Source organism: Arcobacter roscoffensis (genome assembly GCF_024267655.1).
Classification (GTDB): domain Bacteria; phylum Campylobacterota; class Campylobacteria; order Campylobacterales; family Arcobacteraceae; genus Arcobacter_B; species Arcobacter_B roscoffensis.
On record NZ_CP100595.1, the window covers coordinates 1,358,965 to 1,377,503 of the forward strand.

The window sequence follows — 18,539 nt, forward strand, 5'->3', positions numbered from 1 at the left end:
AGATGAAAAAAGTTACATTAGCCCATGGAAATGGTGGAGCTGAAAATCAAGAGTTAATATCAAAGGTTTTTTATAAAGCTTTTGAAAATGAGATTTTAGCAAAAAGTGAAGATGCTGCTATTATTGATAATGGAAGATTAGCTTTTACGACTGATTCTTTTACAGTAAGTCCTATTTTTTTTAATGGAGCAGATATAGGGAAACTTTCAATTTGTGGAACTTGTAATGACCTGGCAATGATGGGTGCAAAACCAAAATATCTTACATGTTCAGTGATAATAGAAGAGGGTTTTGAGGTTGATAAGTTAGAAACTATTGTAAATAGTATGAAAATTGAGCTTGAAAAAAATGGTGCGAAGGTTGTAAGTGGTGATACAAAAGTAGTGCCAAAAGGAAGTGTTGATAAGATATTTATAAATACAACTGGAATAGGTGAAGTTCAAAAAGAGGGTATTAGTTCAAATAAAGTATCAACTGATGATGTGATTATAGTTAGTCGTGATATTGGAGCTCATGGGGCAACTATCTTTGCTTCAAGAGAGGGTATGGATATGAATACTGATTTGCAAAGTGATTGTGCTTCTTTATGGCCACAAGTTGAGGCTTTAATAAATGAAAACATAAACATAACAGCTTTAAGAGATGCCACAAGAGGTGGATTAAGTGCTGTTTTAAATGAGTGGGCAGTTCAATCTGATATATGTATCGAAGTGAATGAAGAAGCAGTACCTGTAAAGGATGAGGTAAAAGGTTTATGTGAGCTTTTAGGTTTTGAGGCTATGAGTTTAGCAAATGAAGGAACTTTTGTATTAGCAGTAAAAAAAGAAGATGCAAAAAAAGCAATTGAGGTTTTAAGTAGTTTTGAAAATAGCTCAAACGCTTCTATTATTGCAGATGTTACAAAACAATATGATAAAAAAGTAGTTTTAAACAGCCCTTGGGGAACAAAAAGATTTTTAGAGTTGCCTACTGGTGAACTACTTCCTAGAATTTGTTAGGAGAAGCATATGCACGAATACAGTATAGTTCAATCCTTACTAGAGTCATGTGAAGAGCATGCAAAACAAAATGAAGCTAAAGAAGTTACAAAAGTAGTAGTAAAAATAGGTGTTTTATCAGGAGTTGAACCTGATTTGTTGCAAACAGCTTTTGATACTTTCAAAGAACATACAGTTTGTCATAATGCTGATTTTATTATGAATATACAAAAAATAATGATTGAGTGTCATAATTGTAATACTCAATCAGAACTTGAAAAAAATGAATTTTCATGTCCAAAATGCAAAAATACTGATATAAAAGTACTTGATGGTGAGGATATGTATCTTATGAGTTTAGAAATGAATTAATATGTATTTAAATTTATAACTGATATTCTTTTCATAATAAGTAAAAAATAACTTAAGGTTTAAGATATAATGTAAAAAATACATATAAAGATTTATTATGAAAAAAATATTATTAGAAAAACTAATTTATAAAAATTATTTAAAAACTTCATTAACTTCATTATTACTAATTGAGGTTTTATTGATATTTATTTACTTCTCTGTAAATAATAACATGACTACAACAAGTGTTAATTTTATGCTAAAAGATATAAAAGAAAATACTTATGAGCTTGTAGAGTCACGTATTGAAAATCTATCAAATAAGTTTGCACAAGTTGAGAACTTAACAAAAATAATCCAAAATGAACATGAGTACTTTTTCTCTAATCCAAAACTATTTGAGTATAAAACTGATGAAAAACTATTTAAATATTCCCCTTATGGTGTTTATTATAAATACATAGAAAATGGTGGTAGTTCGCTTATTTTGTCTAGAAATACAAAACTAACAAAAAGTTTAGAAGATACTTTATATAAAACTGAGTATTTTGATAGAACTTTTAAATCCATAGTACAAAGTGATAAAAGTATAATAGCTGCTTACTTTAACTCAAAAGATAACTATAGTAGATACTATCCTTATATATTTGATATTTTTAAAGTATTCCCAAATGATTTAGATATGAATAACTATAACTTCTACTATAAAGCAAAAAAAGAAAACAACCCTTCACAAAAACCTATTTGGACAGATGTATATTTAGACCCTGCTGGAAAAGGTTGGATGATAAGTAGTGTTGCTCCTATTTATAATAAAAATAAACTAGAAGGGGTATCTGGTATTGATGTTACTATTGATACTTTTATAAAAGAGTTTTTAAATATAAAACTACCCTATGATGGTAAGTCTTTTATTTTAGGCTCAGATGGAAAAATAATAGCAATGCCAAAGGGAATAGAAACGGTCTTAAATATTGATGAGGTTACTCCTTATGATTATAAAAACAGTTTATTAATAGAAAAGACTATTTATAAATCAGATAAATTTAACTTATTAAATTACCATGATGAAAAAGTTGCATATAATTTTAAAAATATATTAGCTTCAAAACCTTACAGTCACAAGATAACTTTTGAAGGAAAAAACTATTTGATTTTTTCTAAAAAACTTGAAAAAACCTCTTGGTATATTATTTCTTTAATACCTGAGGATAAAATACTTGAAAAGATAAATACTTTAAAAAGTGATTATCAAAAACTTGGATATTTGATTATTTCATGTATTTTGATGTTTTATTTACTATTTTTTGTTTTTCTTTATTATAAGGCAAAGTGTTTAGTAAATGATATAAACAAGCCTTTGATGAAAGTAGTTGAACTTACAAGAAATTTAGGAAAAACAAAAAGTATTGGAAAGTTAGAAAACTGTGGAATAGAAGAAATAGATAAATTAAGTGATAACTTCAATCAAATGACAAAAGAGTTAGAAATAAGAACTCAAAAACTTGTAAAATCAGAGACAAAAAGAGTACTGGTTGAAAAACTTGCAAATACTGATCCTTTAAGTGGAGCATATAATAGAAGATTTTTAGATGAATTTATTGAAGGTTATTTCAAAATAGTAAAAAGAGAGCATAGTGATTTATCTTTACTTTTAATAGATATTGATGATTTTAAAAGTATAAATGATAATTTTGGTCATGATATTGGAGATGAAGTTATAAGAGATTTCGCAAAATTAACTAAAAGTACTATTAGAAAGAATGATTTATTAGTTCGATTTGGTGGAGATGAATTTTTAATACTACTTCCAAATACTAAAAAAGAGGCTTCAAAAAAAGTGGCTATTAAGTTAGTAAATAAAATAGATGAGTTTAAAAGTCTAAATAAAGATAAAAAATACAACTACACAATTAGTATTGGTAGTGCTAGTTATAATAAAGATGATAATTGTATTGATGATATTATTATTAGAGCAGATGAAGCTTTATATACAGCAAAGGCAAATGGTAAGAACACAATTGTATAAAATATGTAAAAAACGAATAAAATATGTAATTTTCCTATAAAAAATGATTTCAAATAAGCTAGTTTTCCATAACTTTTCCATAAAATTGTTATATTGTTTTTAACAAAAGGAGAATGAATGAAAAAAGTATTAAGTTTAGCTCTTGCATCTGCCTTGACTTGTGGTGTTGCAATGGCAAAAGAGATTAAAGTTGGAGCAGTTATGCCAATGTCTGGACCATTAGCTGCATATGGGCAAGTAACAAATTTAGGAGTTGAACTAGCTCATAAGTTACAACCTACACTTAAAAATGGAGATACTGTTAAATTAGTATTAATCGATAATAAAGGTGATAAGGTTGAAACTGCAAATGCTACAACTAGATTAATCTCATCTGATAAAGTAGTTGCTATTTTAGGTGCTCTTACATCTACAAACACAGCTCAAGCTATTGCCATAGCTGATAAGAAAAAAGTTCCAGTTATTGCTTCTGTTGCTACAAATGATAGATTAACTGCAAGAAGAACTTTTGCAAATAGAGTTTGTTTTACAGACTCATTCCAAGGTGAAGTTGTTGCAAACTATGCAAAAGATCAAGGTTACAAAACGGCGGTAGTTGTAGTTGATCAAGCACAAGTTTACTCACTAGGACTTGCTAAAGCATTTCAAGATGCATTTAAGAAAAGCGGTGGAGATATTGTAAAAGTTATTAGAGTTACATCAGGAGATAAAGACTTTAAAGCTGTTGTTTCACAAATCAAAAAAATAAATCCTGACTTTATGTTCTTACCTTTATATCATCCAGAAGCTTCTATGATTGCTAGACAATCTAAACAATTAGGATTAGACAAGCCTATGTTTAGTGGTGATGGTGTTGCTAACCAAACATTTATTGACTTAGGTGGTGAGTCAGTTGAAGGTTATATGTTTACAGACTTCTTTGATTACACAAATCCTCCATCTCAAACTTCAGCAGACTTCGTTAAGTTCCATGAAAAAGAGACTGGAAAAGCTGAAATGAATTCATTTACTGCTTTAGGTGCAGATACTTATAATATCTTAATTGATGCAATGAACAGATGTGAAGATCCAACTGATTCTATTTGTGTAAATAATGAGATTAAAAAAACAACTGAATTTGATGGTGTTTCAGGAAAGATTACTATTAACAATGAAGGTAATGCTACAAGATCAGCGGTTATTAAAGAGATTAAAGGTGGAAAAGCTAGCTTTAAAGCGACGGTTAATCCATAATTTTTTAATCAACTATTAAAAAGTCTAGCAATAAGTTTGCTAGACTTTTTTTTTGCTATAGGAAAAGCAATAGTATTACTTTTCCTATTGTAAAAGGGTATTTTTTACAAATTAGGGAGTTTTGATGGATATATTAACATTTATGCAACAAATGGTAAATGGATTCTCACTTGGATCTATGTACGCATTAATTGCAATTGGGTATACGATGGTATACGGGGTTTTAAGGCTTATTAACTTTGCCCACGGTGATATTATGATGGTTGGTGCCTTTTTAGGTTATGCATTTTTAGCAATTTTTCAATTACCTTTTAGTGTTGCTGTACTACTTGCAGTGACATTATCTGCTGCTGTTGGTATCTTAACAGATAAGATTGCTTATAAGCCTTTAAGAGAAGCACCAAGAATTTCATTACTTATTACAGCTATTGGTATTTCTTTTTTCTTAGAAAATGCCTTTACTGTATTTGCAGGTGGAGTTCCAAGAGCTTTTCCTGTTCCTGAATACATGGAAAACATTTTTAATGTAGCAGGAGTTACTTTTACAGTATCTTCTATTATGGTTCCAATTGTTACATTGATTTTACTTGTAGGTATTTTATTTGTACTATATAAAACAAAATACGGTATGGCAATTCGTGCTTTATCATTTGACTTTAAAACAGTAAATCTTATGGGAATTGATGCAAATATGATTATTTCTATTGTGTTTGCTTTAGGTTCTGCTTTGGCTGCTGTTGGTGGGATTTTCTGGGTAGTAAACTATCCATCTGTTGAGCCTATGATGGGAGTTCTTGTTGGACTTAAAGCCTTTGCTGCTGCTGTTGTTGGTGGTATTGGTTCTGTAACAGGAGCTGTTATTGGTGGATTTATTATTGGATTTACTGAAGTTGTTGTTATTGCTTTTTGGCCTGAGCTTGGTGGTTATAAAGATGCCTTCGCATTTATCTTCTTAATTTTAGTTCTTATTTTTAAACCAACTGGAATTATGGGTGAAGATTTAGAAAAGAGTAGGTTTTAATCATGATGAACGATACAATATTCACAAAACAAAGATTAATAAATCTAAGTATTATAGTAGTTGCTATTTGGTTTACATGGTTCGCCCAAGTAACTTTTGATGACTATACAGTAAGAATTATAAACAATGTTTGTATTTTTATAATCTTAGCCGTTTCATATAACCTTATAAATGGTGTAACAGGGCAGTTATCCCTAGAACCAAACGGTTTTGTAGCAGTTGGTGCTTATGTAACTGCTATTTTGACTTTAGATGCTGATACTATGCTTTATCAGTTCTATTTAGAAGATCCATCTGAGTGGGTTTTAGCACTTCAAGCTGATTTTGCATGGGCATTACTATTTTCAGGTATTATTTCTGCACTTTTAGCTTTAACTTTATCTTTTCCTGTATTTAGAGTAAGAGGGGATTACTTAGCTATTGTTACTTTAGGTTTTGGTTTTATTATCAAGATTTTAGCTATAAATAATCCACAAATTACAAATGGTTCATTAGGTCTAAACGATATTCCAGAGTTTTCAAATCTTTACTGGACAGGTGGAATTGCAATCTTTACAGTTATAGCTATTTTAAATGTAATTTATTCAAAATATGGAAGAGCTATGAAAGCTGTAAGAGATGATGAAGATGCAGCAACAGCTATGGGAATTAATACATTTAAAACAAAAACTTTAGCATTTTGTACTTCTGCATTCTTTGAAGGTGTTGGTGGTGGTTTATTAGCTGCACTTTTAACTTCAATCAGTCCAGATTTATTTACATTCTTACTTACATTCCAGTTACTAATCATCATTATTTTAGGTGGTTTAGGATCAACGACAGGAGCGATTTTAGGTACTATTTTTGTAATGGCAGGATTAGAATGGGCGAGATTCTTAGATGAACCTATGAATATTCTTGGTTTCCAAACAGAAGGAACACCAGGAATGAGAATGGTTGTATTCTCTCTAGTTCTTATAATCGTTATGCTATTTGCAAGAGAAGGGCTTATGGGTAAAAAAGAGTTATTTGATCTTAAGATTTTCAAAAGAAAAAAGGGGAATAAATGATTTTAGAAGTATGTAATGTAACTAAGAAATTTGGAGGAGTTACTGCTATAAAAGATACCTCTTTTCATGTAAACTCTAAAGAGATTTATGGTCTTATTGGTCCAAATGGAGCTGGTAAGACTACTATGTTTAATATCATTACAGGAAACTATGAACCAACTGAAGGTTCTATAAAGTTTCATGGACAAACTTTAAATGGTATAAAACCACATAAGATTGTACATAGAGGAATTGCAAGAACATTCCAAAATATTAGATTATTTAATTCTATGACAGTTTTAGATAATGTTTTAATTGGTTTTGATTATCAAGCTTCATATTCATATCTTGAAGCGATGCTTAGATTTCCAAGATTTTTCTTAGAAGAGAGGCGAATTAGAAAAAGAGCTTTTGAGATAATGGAAGTTTTAGGCATAGCAGAGTTTGCAAATGAAATGTCTACATCATTATCTTATGGACAGCAAAGAAAAGTAGAAATAGCAAGAGCACTAGCAGCAGCTCCTCAACTTCTACTTTTAGATGAACCAGCAGCAGGAATGAATCCTCATGAGACTCATGAATTAGCAGAGCTTTTCTTTAAGATTAGAGATGAGTTTGATGTTACGATTTTATTGATTGAACATGATATGAAGTTTGTAAATAAACTTTGTGATAGGGTTATGGTTCTTGATTATGGGAAAACTATTTTTGAAGGTGATATTAAAGATGCCATTAAAGATGAAGAAGTTATAAAAGCTTACCTTGGAGATTTTAAACATGCTTAAAGTAAAAGATTTAAAAGTATATTATGGATTAATAAACGCAGTAAAAGGTATAGACTTTGAAGTAGGTACGGGACAAATTGTTTCGCTTATTGGAAGTAATGGTGCAGGTAAAACTTCAACTTTACAATCAATTGTAAATGATGTTAAAAAAACAGGGAGTATTGTATATATTGATAATGATATTTCTAAAATGAAAACACATAAAATTATTCAAAGTAATATAGCACTTGTTCCAGAAGGAAGAAGATGCTTCCAAAACTTAACTATTGAAGAAAACTTAAGAATGGGTGCTTTTAACAATGATGAAAAATATGAAGAGTTATTAGAGCATATGTTTAAACTATTCCCTAGACTTGTATCAAAAAAAGGTCAACTAGCAGGAACAATGAGTGGAGGGGAACAGCAAATGCTAGCAATTGCTAGAGCTTTGATGTCAAGCCCAAAACTTCTAATGCTAGATGAGCCTTCACTTGGACTTGCTCCAAAAATTGTAGGGGAGTTATTTCAAACAATTGAAAAATTAAGAGATGAAGGTATTACAATTTTATTAGTTGAACAAAATGCCTTTGCAGCTTTAGAAATCTCTGATTATGCTTATGTTTTAGAAAACGGTGAGATAGCTTTAGAAGGAAAAGGAAGTGAACTTATAGACTCTGATGAAATTAGAGCAAAATATCTAGGTGCTTAAACTTTAAAAAAGAAATAGTAGCTAAAATACGGCTACTATTTTATAAACTATTATTTAACAATCATTAACTATCAAAGAATATAATATTTATAATAATTAAAAAACTATTTAGGAATTTACATAAATGCTATTAATGCAATTAGAAACAAAAGAAAAATTTTCATTTTTACAACTTGCTCACTATTTAGCAAGAATTGATAAAAATTTTGGTGAAAAAGAAGAAGAGATTATTTTAGAATATTGTTCTGAAATGGGAATTGATAATATTGATATCTTTGATGAAGATAGCTTTTGTTTAGAAACTGTTTTAAATGATTTTAAATCTAAGAAGAGCCAAAAAATAGTACTTTTAGAGCTTATGATTTTAATTCATATTGATAATAATTTTGATATAAATGAGAAAGAGTTTATAAAAAATATTTGTGATAAATTTGATATTTCATTAGAAGATGCAGATGATTTTTCACAATGGGGTAAATCAGTAGCTATGTTATATCAAGTAGCAAAAATATTTATAAATGAGAAAAAAGAGGCATAAGTACAATTCTTTAAACTTTCTTAGTAGGAAACTTTTGATAAAATCTCATTATGGAAATAATAGAGACATTAAATACTAAGCTTGATAAAATTTTACATGATTATGAAAGATTGAAATTAGAAAATCAATCTTTAAAGCAGGAGTTAGAAACTCTCAAAAATGATAATGATGAGTTGGTACGCAATAATCAAGATATGTTTCTAAGAATTGATAGTACTTTAACATTAACGAAGGCACGAAGAAGTGAATAAAGAGATTACATTTTATATTAATCACATGGCATATACTATCAATGTTGATGAAGAAATGGAAGAACAACTTACAAAATATTTAGAACTAGATAAAGAGAATAATACAAAAGATTTATTAGCTGCTTATATTAGGATTACTCAAGAGTATTCAACTTTTAAAAAAGAGGTTGAACAAATTACAGAAAAATTAGCAAGGTTTTAATGAAAAAATCTTTTTCTATCTTAGAAATTATTATAGTTATTGTAATAGTTTCAATTATATTAAGTTTTGCAGTTACAAAATTTGATTTAATAAATCAAAATACAAATCTTACAAAATTAAAAGCAGATACTGCGCTTATTCAAAATGGAATCACAAATCTAAAAAAACAAAAAGTTTTACAAAATAACTATGATGAAGTTGATATTTTAGATGATGCTTCTGTTCTAACAAAAGATGAAAAACTTTTTTCAAAGGTATTACAATATCCTATAATATCTACAAATAAAGCTTTAAAACAAAAAGCCCATTGGTATAAAAAAAGTTCCAAAGAGTATGTATTTGTTTTAGATAGTAGTGATGAAGTATTATTTGAGTTAGAAAATTCTGTTTTTTCTTGTATTAAACCCAAAAAAGTTTGTGAGGAGCTTTATTAAAATGTTTTATTATGAATTAGCCTTATTAAAGTCTCCTTTAAACCCTTTGACTTATCAAAGCCAAAACTCATTAGATATTGGTTCAAAAGTTTTAGTTAAACTTCAAAATAGAAAAAAACTAAATGAAGCAGTTGTTATAAAAGAGGTTGAAAAACCAAGTTTTAGATGTGTAAATGTAGAAGAACTAACAGATGAATATTTTGATGAAAAGATGCTTCAAGTAGCAAAGTTTGTATCACAATATTATGTATGTTCATTAGGTGAAGCTTTGAGTGTTTATAGTCCTTTTAAAAGGGGACTTGAAAAAAGTAGTGAATTTGAGCTTTTTGATACAAAAATAGAATTATCAAATGAACAAGAAAAAGCATATGATTTTTTAAATGAAAAAAAACAAGCCTTACTTTTTGCAAATACAGGTGCAGGAAAAACAGAGATTTATATCAAGATTATAGAAGAGCATTTAAATCAAAATAAGCAAGCTGTTTTATTAATGCCTGAAATTTCACTTACTCCTCAAATGCAAAAAAGATTAGAAAAGGTCTTTGAAAATAGCGTTGCAATTTGGCATTCAAAAATTACCAGAAAGAAAAAAGATGAGATTTTACATAAGCTTCAAATAGGAGAGATTAAACTAATAGCTGGTGCGAGGTCAGCACTATTTTTACCCTATAAAGACTTAGGTTTAATTGTAGTTGATGAAGAGCATGATGAGTCTTATAAAAGTGATTCAAAACCAAGGCTTAATACAAAAGATTTATCTATTTATATGGCAAAGAAATTTGATATGCAACTGATCTTAGGAAGTGCTACTGTTTCAGCAGGCTCTTTTGCAAAAATACCTTATGTTAGACTTGAAAAGACTTTTTATGATACATCAAAAAAATATATTTTTGATGATGGAGAATCATGTTTAACTCCTATGATTTTAAATAAAATCTCACAAACAATAGAATCACAAAATCAAGTGATTATATTTTTACCTACAAGAGCAAACTTTAAGTATCAAATATGTACTTCATGTGGTAAATCAGTTGAATGTCCTTATTGTTCTGTATCAATGAGTTTACATAAAAATGATTTAGCTTTAAAGTGTCACTATTGTGGATATTCCCAACAAATACCTGATAGCTGTCCTTCTTGTGGTACTGGAATTATTCATAATTTAAGAGTTGGAACGGCTCAAATAGAAGAAGAGTTAAAAGAGATTTTTCCTAGCAAAAGTATAAAAAGATTTGATAGGGATGAGATAAAAACAAATAAGCAGTTAAAAACGGTTTTAAATGAGTTTAATAAAGGTGAAATTGATATTTTAGTTGGAACTCAAATGCTTTCAAAAGGTCATGATTATCACAATGTAAAGCTTGCAGTTGTACTTGGAATTGATTCTGTTTTAAATATGAATTCATACAAATCAAGAGAAAAGGCTTTATCTTTACTTATTCAAATTGCAGGAAGAAGTGGACGAAAAGGTGATGGTGAAGTTATAATTCAGACAAAAAATGAAGAGTTTTTTGATTTTTATTTAAATGAGTCAAATTACAAAGAGTTTTTAGAAACAGAATTAGAGTTTAGAGAAGAATTATATCCACCTTATTTAAAACTTTCAAAAGTTATATTTGCCCATACAAATGGACTTAAAGTAAAAGAAGAACTTGATAAATATGTGAGAATTTTAAAATCTAATCCAAATATAGAAGTAGTAGGATTTGGACAATGTGCAATTTTTAAAATGGCGAATAAATATAGATATGAGATAGTTTTAAGATCAAAAAATGTAAAAGCAATGCTAGAAGCTTTACATAGTGTTACTTCACCTATGGCTACCATAGATATGGATACTATATATTAAATAAAAATTTAAATACATATAAAATAGGATTATTTTAATCTTATATTAGCAAACTTATTGTATAATCGGCAAAATTTTTAGGAGATATTATGGCTTATACAAAAGAAGATTTCAAAAAATTAGTAGAAGATATTCAATCACAAGATTGGTATAAAAATCCAATCGGATTTGGTATTGCAAGAGTAGATAGAGGACAGTTAAACCCTGAAAAAATCCTGCAAGCAACTTACCCATTAATTAACTGGGAAGAGAACTATGGAAGTGCTGCTGTGTTATTAAATGCACTTAAAAAAGCAGGAAATAATGTAGATACATCTGGTTCTGAGTTAGTTTGTTCAGTTTCTGATGCTTTCTTAGCTGAGTGTATTGAATCATTTAGACCTTACATTCCAGAAGCAAAGGGTGATGCACATAAAAATGTTCAAGTAATTTCTGCATTATCATCATTACCAATTGATTCAGGATATACTGCTGATGATTATAAAGTAGTATTTATTTTTGAAGATACAGATGCAAAATCTGTTGAATCAGCATACTTAAAACTATATGCTTTATCAACTGGAAAAGCAGCACTTAGATCATTAAACTTAAATGGAATCTTTGGTCAATTACATAACGTTGCATGGGTTGGAAATCAACCAATCGAACTTGACTGGTTAAGAGAAAATGAGATTACATTAAAACTTTCTGGTCAATACCCAAGTATTACTAAAGTAGATAAATTCCCTCAATTCTTAGATCACGTTATCCCTGCTGATAATACAAGAGTTTTAGATACAAATAAAGTAAGATTTGGTGCTCAGTTAGCTGGTGGAACTACTGTTATGCCTGGTGCTGCATACATCAACTTCAATGCTGGAACTGAAGGTTCAGTAATGGTTGAAGGTAGAATTTCATCATCTGCTAAAGTTGGAGCTGGTTCTGACGTTGGTGGTGGGGCTTCTATTCTTGGTGTATTATCAGGAACTGATGGTGTTCCTGTTACTATTGGAGAGAACACTTTATTAGGTGCTAACTCTTGTACAGGTACTGCTATTGGTGATTCTTGTATCTTAGATGCAGGGGTAACAATCTTACCTGGTACTAAAATTGCATTATCTGAAAAAGCAGTAGCTGCAATTAAAGAAATTAACCCAGATAAAGAAATTTCTACTTCAATGAAAGGTGCTGATTTCTTAGGAGTAAATGGAGTTCACTTTAGAGTTAACTCTACAACTGGTCAAACAATCGCTATGAGATCAACTAGAGAAGTTAAATTAAACGCTGACTTACACTAGTATAAAACTACAGTTTAACTAAAACACTTAAAAAGGTAAGAGTAAAATCTTACCTTTTTTTATATATTTATTTTTATATGATATAATTTACTATATTTAAATAGGAATTATGCAATATGAAACTTCAAAAAATAATACTTTTGATATTTATATCTTTAAACTTTGTATATGCAAATAAGCTAATAATGGGCTATAGAGAAAATGAAAGACAACCATTGATAGGTAATATTTATGATAATAATGGCCTTTACCTAGAACTATATTCATTAGCAGCAAAGCGAATAGGTTATGATTTAGAGGTTGTAAGAAAACCTAAAAAGAGGATTTTACTTGAAATGAAACAAGGTAAAATTGATTTTTATCCAGGTTTTACATTCACACATCCAAGAACAAAGTATAGTTATTTTATGGAAAATGGATTACCAGGAGGAGATGTAGGGATATCTTTAAAAGATTTTCCTGATATTAACAGTCTTGATGATTTAAGTGGAAGAAAAGTCTTAGTAGCAGCAGGTGGACCTACTGAGGCTAGATTATCAGATTTAGAGCATATCAAACTTCATAGGGTACCAAGATTAAGTATAGAAAAGGCATTTAATTTAATAAAACTTAAAAGAGATGATTTTTATGTTTATAATAAAGCATCAATTGATTTTTATATAAAAGTTAATAATATTGATTATTTAAAAGTCCATGATAAATGTTGTGGAGGTTATAAACCTATGTATTTAGGATTCTCAATAAACTCTGATAAGTTCTCTTATATAAAAAATCCAAATTTTGACAGATCACAAGAAATTACAAGAAACAACCTCCCAATCAAAATAGATACAAATAGTGTTGCTTATAAATTCCAAAAGGCACTTGAAAAAATGAAAAATGAGGGCATCACAGATAAACTTTATAAAAAGTACTATAATTAATCTCTAACTTATAATTTCATATAATCAGCCTTCAATTTAATAGAAAAGAAGACTAATGATAGAACTTTCAAATATTTCAAAAAGCTTTGCAAACAAAGAGTTATTTACGAATTTAAACTTTAGACTAAACAAAGGTAATAAAGTAGGTTTAGTAGGAAGAAATGGTAGTGGGAAATCTACTTTATTTAAAATCATTTTAGGTGAAGAACATCCTGATGATGGTGAAATAAACATACCTAAAAACTATAAGATAGGAGCTTTAAAACAGCATTTAGTTTTTACTGAAAAAACTGTTCGAGAAGAAGGCTCAACTGCTTTAAATGAAGAAGATAAATATAATGTATATAAGGTAGAGAAAATTCTTTTTGGATTAGGTTTTTCCCATGAGGATCTGGACAAATCCCCTCAAAGTTTCTCAGGTGGATACCAAATCAGAATAAACTTAGCAAAACTACTTGTAACACAACCAAATCTTTTACTTTTAGATGAGCCTACAAACTACTTGGATATTGTATCTTTAAGATGGCTAAAAAGCTTTTTGAAATCTTTTGATGGCGAAGTTATTATAATCACTCACAATAGAGATTTTATGGATAGCATAACTACACATACTATGGGCTTAGTGCGAAAAAATCTAGAAGTTATACCAGGAAGCACACATAAGTTTTATGCTCAACTTGAAGCAAATGATGAACACTATGAAAAACAAAAAGCTTCAAATGAGAGAAAAAGAAAAGAGCTTGAAGATTTTATAGCAAAAAATAAAGCAAGAGCTTCAACAGCTGCACAAGCACAGTCAAAACAAAAAGAGCTTGATAAAATGGAAGACTTAGGAAGCTTAGAGAATGAAGCTAGTTTAGATTTTGACTTTAACTACAAAGATACACCATCAAAAGTTTTACTTGATGTAAAAGATGTTTCATTTGGATATGATGAAAATAATTTATTATTTCAAGATATTTCTTTTTCACTAAAAAAGGGTGAAACTATTGGAATCATAGGAAAAAATGGTAAGGGTAAATCAACACTTCTAAATACAATTGCAGGTGAATTAAAACACTTAAGCGGTTCAGTTGACTTTCATACATCAACAACTCTTGGACATTTTGGTCAAACAAATATAGATCATTTAAATCCTAAAAATACAATCATGGATGAGATATATCTTGGAAATGCAAAACTAGCTGAATCATCAGTTCGTGGTATTGCTGGGTCTATGATGTTTAGTGGGGATGATATAAAGAAGAAAATTTCACTTTTATCAGGTGGTGAAAAAAGTAGAGTTATGCTTGGGAAAATACTAGCAACAGATGTAAACCTGCTTTTCTTAGATGAGCCTACAAATCACCTTGATATGCAGTCAATTGATGCACTTATAAAAGCCATCAAAAACTTCAATGGATCGTGTTTGATAGTAACTCACTCAGAAGAGCTTTTAAGGGAAGTATGTGATAGTCTTATTATCTTCTCAAAAGGAACAGCTTCATATTTTGATAGGGGATATGATGAATTCTTAGAAAAAATTGGTTGGGAAGAAGAGGAAGAAGAGAAAAAAACAAAAACTGCTCCAAAAGTAAATAAAAAAGAAAACAAAAAACTAAGAGCTCAAATTATTCAAGAAAGAAGCAAAAAAACATCACCTCTAAAGAAAAAACTAGAAAAATTAGAAAATGAAATTATGGAACTTGAAGATGATGTTAGTTCACAACAAGAAGAGCTAATCAAAGCTTCAAACGAAGGTGATAATAGTAAAGTAATTGAACTTTCTCAAATAGTAACAAAAAATGAAAAACTAGTTGAAGACAAATTTGAACAGCTTGAAATAACTCAACATGAATTAGATGAAATTGAAGAAGAGTATCAGCAAAAACTGGATGAAATCTAAGCTTTTATATATTTAATACTTTTAAAAGTTAATCCTATTATAATATTAAAAATTATAATAAGGATTAATATGAAAAACTCTTTACTAATTATCTTAAGCACATTTATTTTTACTGCTTGTTCTTTTAGTAATCAAGCTAAGATAAAAGAAACAAAATCAATAAACGTTTTTACTAATTATGTATCTAATAGTTATTATAAAAAAGATGAAGGTTATGACTGGGTTAGTGTAAACTTATCTAAATATGATGAAAATACTATTAAAGTAAAAGTTCGTTCTCGTGCTGATAAAAAAACACCTACATGTACTTTAGATACTTTTGCATATAAAGTTGATAAAAATAAATATAACTTTTATAGTGAAGGTAAAACATTAGAGCTTTTAATATATGAAAACAAAATAGAGTTAAAAGGTAAAACAAAAGATGATGAAATAGCCTTATATTATTTTTGTTCAGGTGGGGGAAGTCTAAAAGGTGATTATTTCAAATATGAAAAGTCATTAGATAAAGAACAGATTGATAAAAGAGCCTATGTTAATAGTCTGTCTTATGGAAAATATAGATTCTATATAGATAGTTCTGATAATAAATTAACAATAAAAACTTATGATTTAAAATACTCAAAAGAGCCTTTTGTACATGAAATAAAAGGACAAGTAGTATTTAGTGAAATAGCAGATATAAATAATGATACAAATCCAGAAATCTATATATATTTAAATGAAAATATAGAAGGTAAGACTTATGGAAAATTAATTGCATATAGTGTAAATGCAGCAGTTTCAATGAGTGAAATATATCTTGCACCACTAAAATATAATAAAGAGCTTTCTTCTTCATATTTTGGAAATGATGAATTTAGAGTAGTTAAAAACACTTTAGTAAGAAGATACCCTCTAAAAAATGGAAAAATAAAACAAATTCAATATAAATTAGTAGCAGGTGAGGCTACTTGGCAGTTAAAAATAGATAAGATATTGGAGTATTAAACTTTTTATCTTATATCCCTAAAAAACTAATATTCTCAGGTTTACCAAAGTAGTAACCTTGAGAGTAATCAACTCCTAGATTCTTTAGAGTGTTAAATATTTCCTCATTTTCCACATATTCAGCAACTGTTTCAATATTTTGCTTTTTTGCAAACATTACTATAGTTTCAATTATGTTTTGACTAAATTGATCACTTACTATATTTTTAACTAAACTTCCATCTATTTTTAGAATGTCTGGTTCAAACTTAAGGAGTCTTTCAAAGTTCGAGTATCCAGTTCCAAAATCATCAATAGCAATTCTTACACCCATTTTTTTTACTTTTCTAATAAACTTTCTTATGACATTAAAATTTTTCACTTCTTCGTCTTCTAGTAGTTCAAAGATTATTCTGTTTGCGTTTTCTTTGTGCTGTTCAAGAAGGGTATAGAGAACTCTTCTTGTGTCTTCTTTTTCTATATCAACAGAAGATAGATTTATAGATAGTTTTGTGTTAATTTTATCTAGAATTTTAAAAGAGTTTTCAAGAACTCTGTGGGTGATTTTATTATAGTAGCTTCCTTTTTTTGATATATCTAAAAATCCTGCAGGAGATATAACAGAACCTTTTTCGTCAACTAGTCTTACAAGAGATTCATATTTTTCAATCTCTTTTGTTTTGTTGTTGATTATAGGTTGAAAATAAGAGATTATTTTATAGTTTTCTAAGGCTATTTTAACCATTTTCATTACTTCTATATTTTTCTTAGCTTCAATATGCTCTTTAATAGAATTATCATTTGAAAAGTTTACTATCTCTTTTTTTAGTAAGGCTTCATCTAAACCACACTTAGCATCTTCGAATAGATGCATTTTCCCAAAAGAGTAGCTTACTATAATATTCAAATCATATTCAATATCATCGATAATTAAAATAGATTCCTTTACTTCTTGAATAAATTTGTTAATGTAGTTATTAAGGTTTATTTCATATTTAGAAAAAGTAAAAAAATCAGTTAAAAGTGCAAATTGACCATTTTTCATATTATATATTTGCTCAAAAATATATTCATCTGGTAGATAATCAAGAAGTCTTTGGGCAAATTCATTTTCAATTTTATTTACGATATCTTTATTATAAAACTTCTCAAACATATCAAACTCTTCAATTTGAATAAGAAGAAGTAAAGAGATATTATTTTGCTCAATTTCACTTATTAGCTTTTTCTCATCCCTTTGAATACTTGTAATATTACTTTTTATATGTATATATTCAAGTGTTCTAGTTTTCTTAGATAATATAGGTTTCATATCTGTTTTAAGGTAGTAAGGCTTACCATTCTTAGATATGTTTTTTATTACGGCTGAGCATTCTTCTTTTTTATTTATTAATGTATTCCATAGATTTTCTTGGATTTTTTTTGATTGTTTTGGGTGATTTAGTAGTGTGTAGTGTTGACCTATTAATTCATCTGGTGTATACTCAGATACATCACAAAAATTGCTATTTACATAAGTTATAATTCCTTGATTATCAATTTTTGAAATTATAGAGGTTTTATCTGCCGTTTCTAAATGATATTTTAGAAGCTTTAATTCTTTTTTAATTTTTTTATTTTTATCTTTAATTTTTTTTGATGATTTGATTAAAATATCTATAAAATCTACTTCTTTAAATGGAAATAATAAAAAGCCATCTATTCCTATATTTATTGATTTCATTAAATGCTCAGGTTTATTATCTTTTGTATATATAATAGAAACAAAGTTCTTACTAAAACTTTTCATTAATTCAAGCATTTCAAAGGTACATAAAGGAGAAGTTTTAATATCTGTTATTACTATATCTATTTTGTTTTCTTTAAAGTATTTAAGTCCTTCACGAGTATTTGAAATCAAAATAACATTTTCAAAAAAATTATTTAAATATCTTATTTCATTTGAATTTTTATCTTTTATGTCTGAAATAAACAATATACTTAATTTTATAATATTATTTTCCATCTTATCTTTACTTATTGAATCCATGGAATTCCTTATAAATAATTTTTATATATGGTATAGTAAATATACTAATAGAATTATTAATAAAAAT

Annotated in this window: 17 protein-coding genes; 16 read left to right on the top strand and 1 reads right to left on the bottom strand. The window is 28.4% G+C overall.

Annotated elements, in window-relative coordinates; translation table 11 throughout:
* The first annotated feature begins 2 nt into the window (after nt 1-2).
* From hypE to NJU99_RS06435, 16 genes are all read left to right on the top strand, one after another.
* Nucleotides 3-998: a hydrogenase expression/formation protein HypE gene (hypE, locus tag NJU99_RS06360; RefSeq protein ID WP_254577886.1), complete on the top strand. Its 996-nt coding sequence runs from the start codon at nt 3-5 to the stop codon at nt 996-998.
* Between the two features lie 9 nt (nt 999-1,007).
* Nucleotides 1,008-1,349 (top strand): hydrogenase/urease nickel incorporation protein HypA, encoded by a 342-nt coding sequence (gene hypA / locus NJU99_RS06365; RefSeq protein ID WP_254577887.1) that lies wholly within the window; start codon nt 1,008-1,010, stop codon nt 1,347-1,349.
* A 97-nt stretch (nt 1,350-1,446) separates the two neighbouring features.
* On the top strand, nt 1,447-3,360 hold the full coding sequence (locus tag NJU99_RS06370) for a diguanylate cyclase (protein WP_254577888.1): 1,914 nt from the start codon (nt 1,447-1,449) through the stop codon (nt 3,358-3,360).
* A gap of 117 nt (nt 3,361-3,477) precedes the next feature.
* Nucleotides 3,478-4,593: an ABC transporter substrate-binding protein gene (locus NJU99_RS06375; RefSeq protein ID WP_254577889.1), complete on the top strand. Its 1,116-nt coding sequence runs from the start codon at nt 3,478-3,480 to the stop codon at nt 4,591-4,593.
* Nucleotides 4,594-4,717: 124 nt separating this feature from the next.
* A complete protein-coding gene (locus NJU99_RS06380; protein WP_254577890.1) occupies nt 4,718-5,614 on the top strand; it encodes a branched-chain amino acid ABC transporter permease in 897 nt (298 codons plus the stop codon).
* 2 nt (nt 5,615-5,616) lie between these two features.
* Nucleotides 5,617-6,663 (top strand): branched-chain amino acid ABC transporter permease, encoded by a 1,047-nt coding sequence (locus NJU99_RS06385; RefSeq protein WP_254577891.1) that lies wholly within the window; start codon nt 5,617-5,619, stop codon nt 6,661-6,663.
* A complete protein-coding gene (locus NJU99_RS06390) occupies nt 6,660-7,427 on the top strand; it encodes an ABC transporter ATP-binding protein (protein ID WP_254577892.1) in 768 nt (255 codons plus the stop codon). Before NJU99_RS06385 ends, NJU99_RS06390 begins: the two co-directional genes overlap by 4 nt.
* Entirely contained in the window at nt 7,420-8,115 is a 696-nt protein-coding gene (locus NJU99_RS06395; protein WP_254577893.1) for an ABC transporter ATP-binding protein, read from the top strand. Before NJU99_RS06390 ends, NJU99_RS06395 begins: the two co-directional genes overlap by 8 nt.
* A gap of 124 nt (nt 8,116-8,239) precedes the next feature.
* Nucleotides 8,240-8,653: a TerB family tellurite resistance protein gene (locus tag NJU99_RS06400; protein ID WP_254577894.1), complete on the top strand. Its 414-nt coding sequence runs from the start codon at nt 8,240-8,242 to the stop codon at nt 8,651-8,653.
* A 243-nt stretch (nt 8,654-8,896) separates the two neighbouring features.
* The gene (locus NJU99_RS06405) at nt 8,897-9,106 is read left to right on the top strand and encodes a hypothetical protein (protein WP_254577895.1); all 210 of its coding nucleotides are present in this window, start codon (nt 8,897-8,899) and stop codon (nt 9,104-9,106) included.
* Nucleotides 9,106-9,540 carry a hypothetical protein gene (locus tag NJU99_RS06410; protein WP_254577896.1) on the top strand — a complete coding sequence of 145 codons (435 nt, stop codon included), beginning with the start codon at nt 9,106-9,108 and terminating at the stop codon, nt 9,538-9,540. Before NJU99_RS06405 ends, NJU99_RS06410 begins: the two co-directional genes overlap by 1 nt.
* 1 nt (nt 9,541) lies before the next feature.
* Nucleotides 9,542-11,389 carry a primosomal protein N' gene (locus NJU99_RS06415; RefSeq protein WP_254577897.1) on the top strand — a complete coding sequence of 616 codons (1,848 nt, stop codon included), beginning with the start codon at nt 9,542-9,544 and terminating at the stop codon, nt 11,387-11,389.
* 89 nt (nt 11,390-11,478) lie between these two features.
* Nucleotides 11,479-12,666 (top strand): tetrahydrodipicolinate N-succinyltransferase N-terminal domain-containing protein, encoded by a 1,188-nt coding sequence (locus NJU99_RS06420; protein WP_254577898.1) that lies wholly within the window; start codon nt 11,479-11,481, stop codon nt 12,664-12,666.
* A gap of 116 nt (nt 12,667-12,782) precedes the next feature.
* Nucleotides 12,783-13,589, top strand: coding sequence for a substrate-binding periplasmic protein (locus NJU99_RS06425; RefSeq protein WP_254577899.1), 807 nt, complete (start codon nt 12,783-12,785; stop codon nt 13,587-13,589).
* A 55-nt stretch (nt 13,590-13,644) separates the two neighbouring features.
* Nucleotides 13,645-15,474: an ABC-F family ATP-binding cassette domain-containing protein gene (locus NJU99_RS06430; protein WP_254577900.1), complete on the top strand. Its 1,830-nt coding sequence runs from the start codon at nt 13,645-13,647 to the stop codon at nt 15,472-15,474.
* A gap of 69 nt (nt 15,475-15,543) precedes the next feature.
* On the top strand, nt 15,544-16,464 hold the full coding sequence (locus NJU99_RS06435; RefSeq protein WP_254577901.1) for a hypothetical protein: 921 nt from the start codon (nt 15,544-15,546) through the stop codon (nt 16,462-16,464).
* Between the two features lie 10 nt (nt 16,465-16,474).
* On the opposite strand, the gene NJU99_RS06440 is transcribed toward NJU99_RS06435, so the two are convergent.
* A complete protein-coding gene (locus NJU99_RS06440) occupies nt 16,475-18,472 on the bottom strand; it encodes an EAL domain-containing protein (protein ID WP_254577902.1) in 1,998 nt (665 codons plus the stop codon).
* Nucleotides 18,473-18,539: the final 67 nt, after the last annotated feature.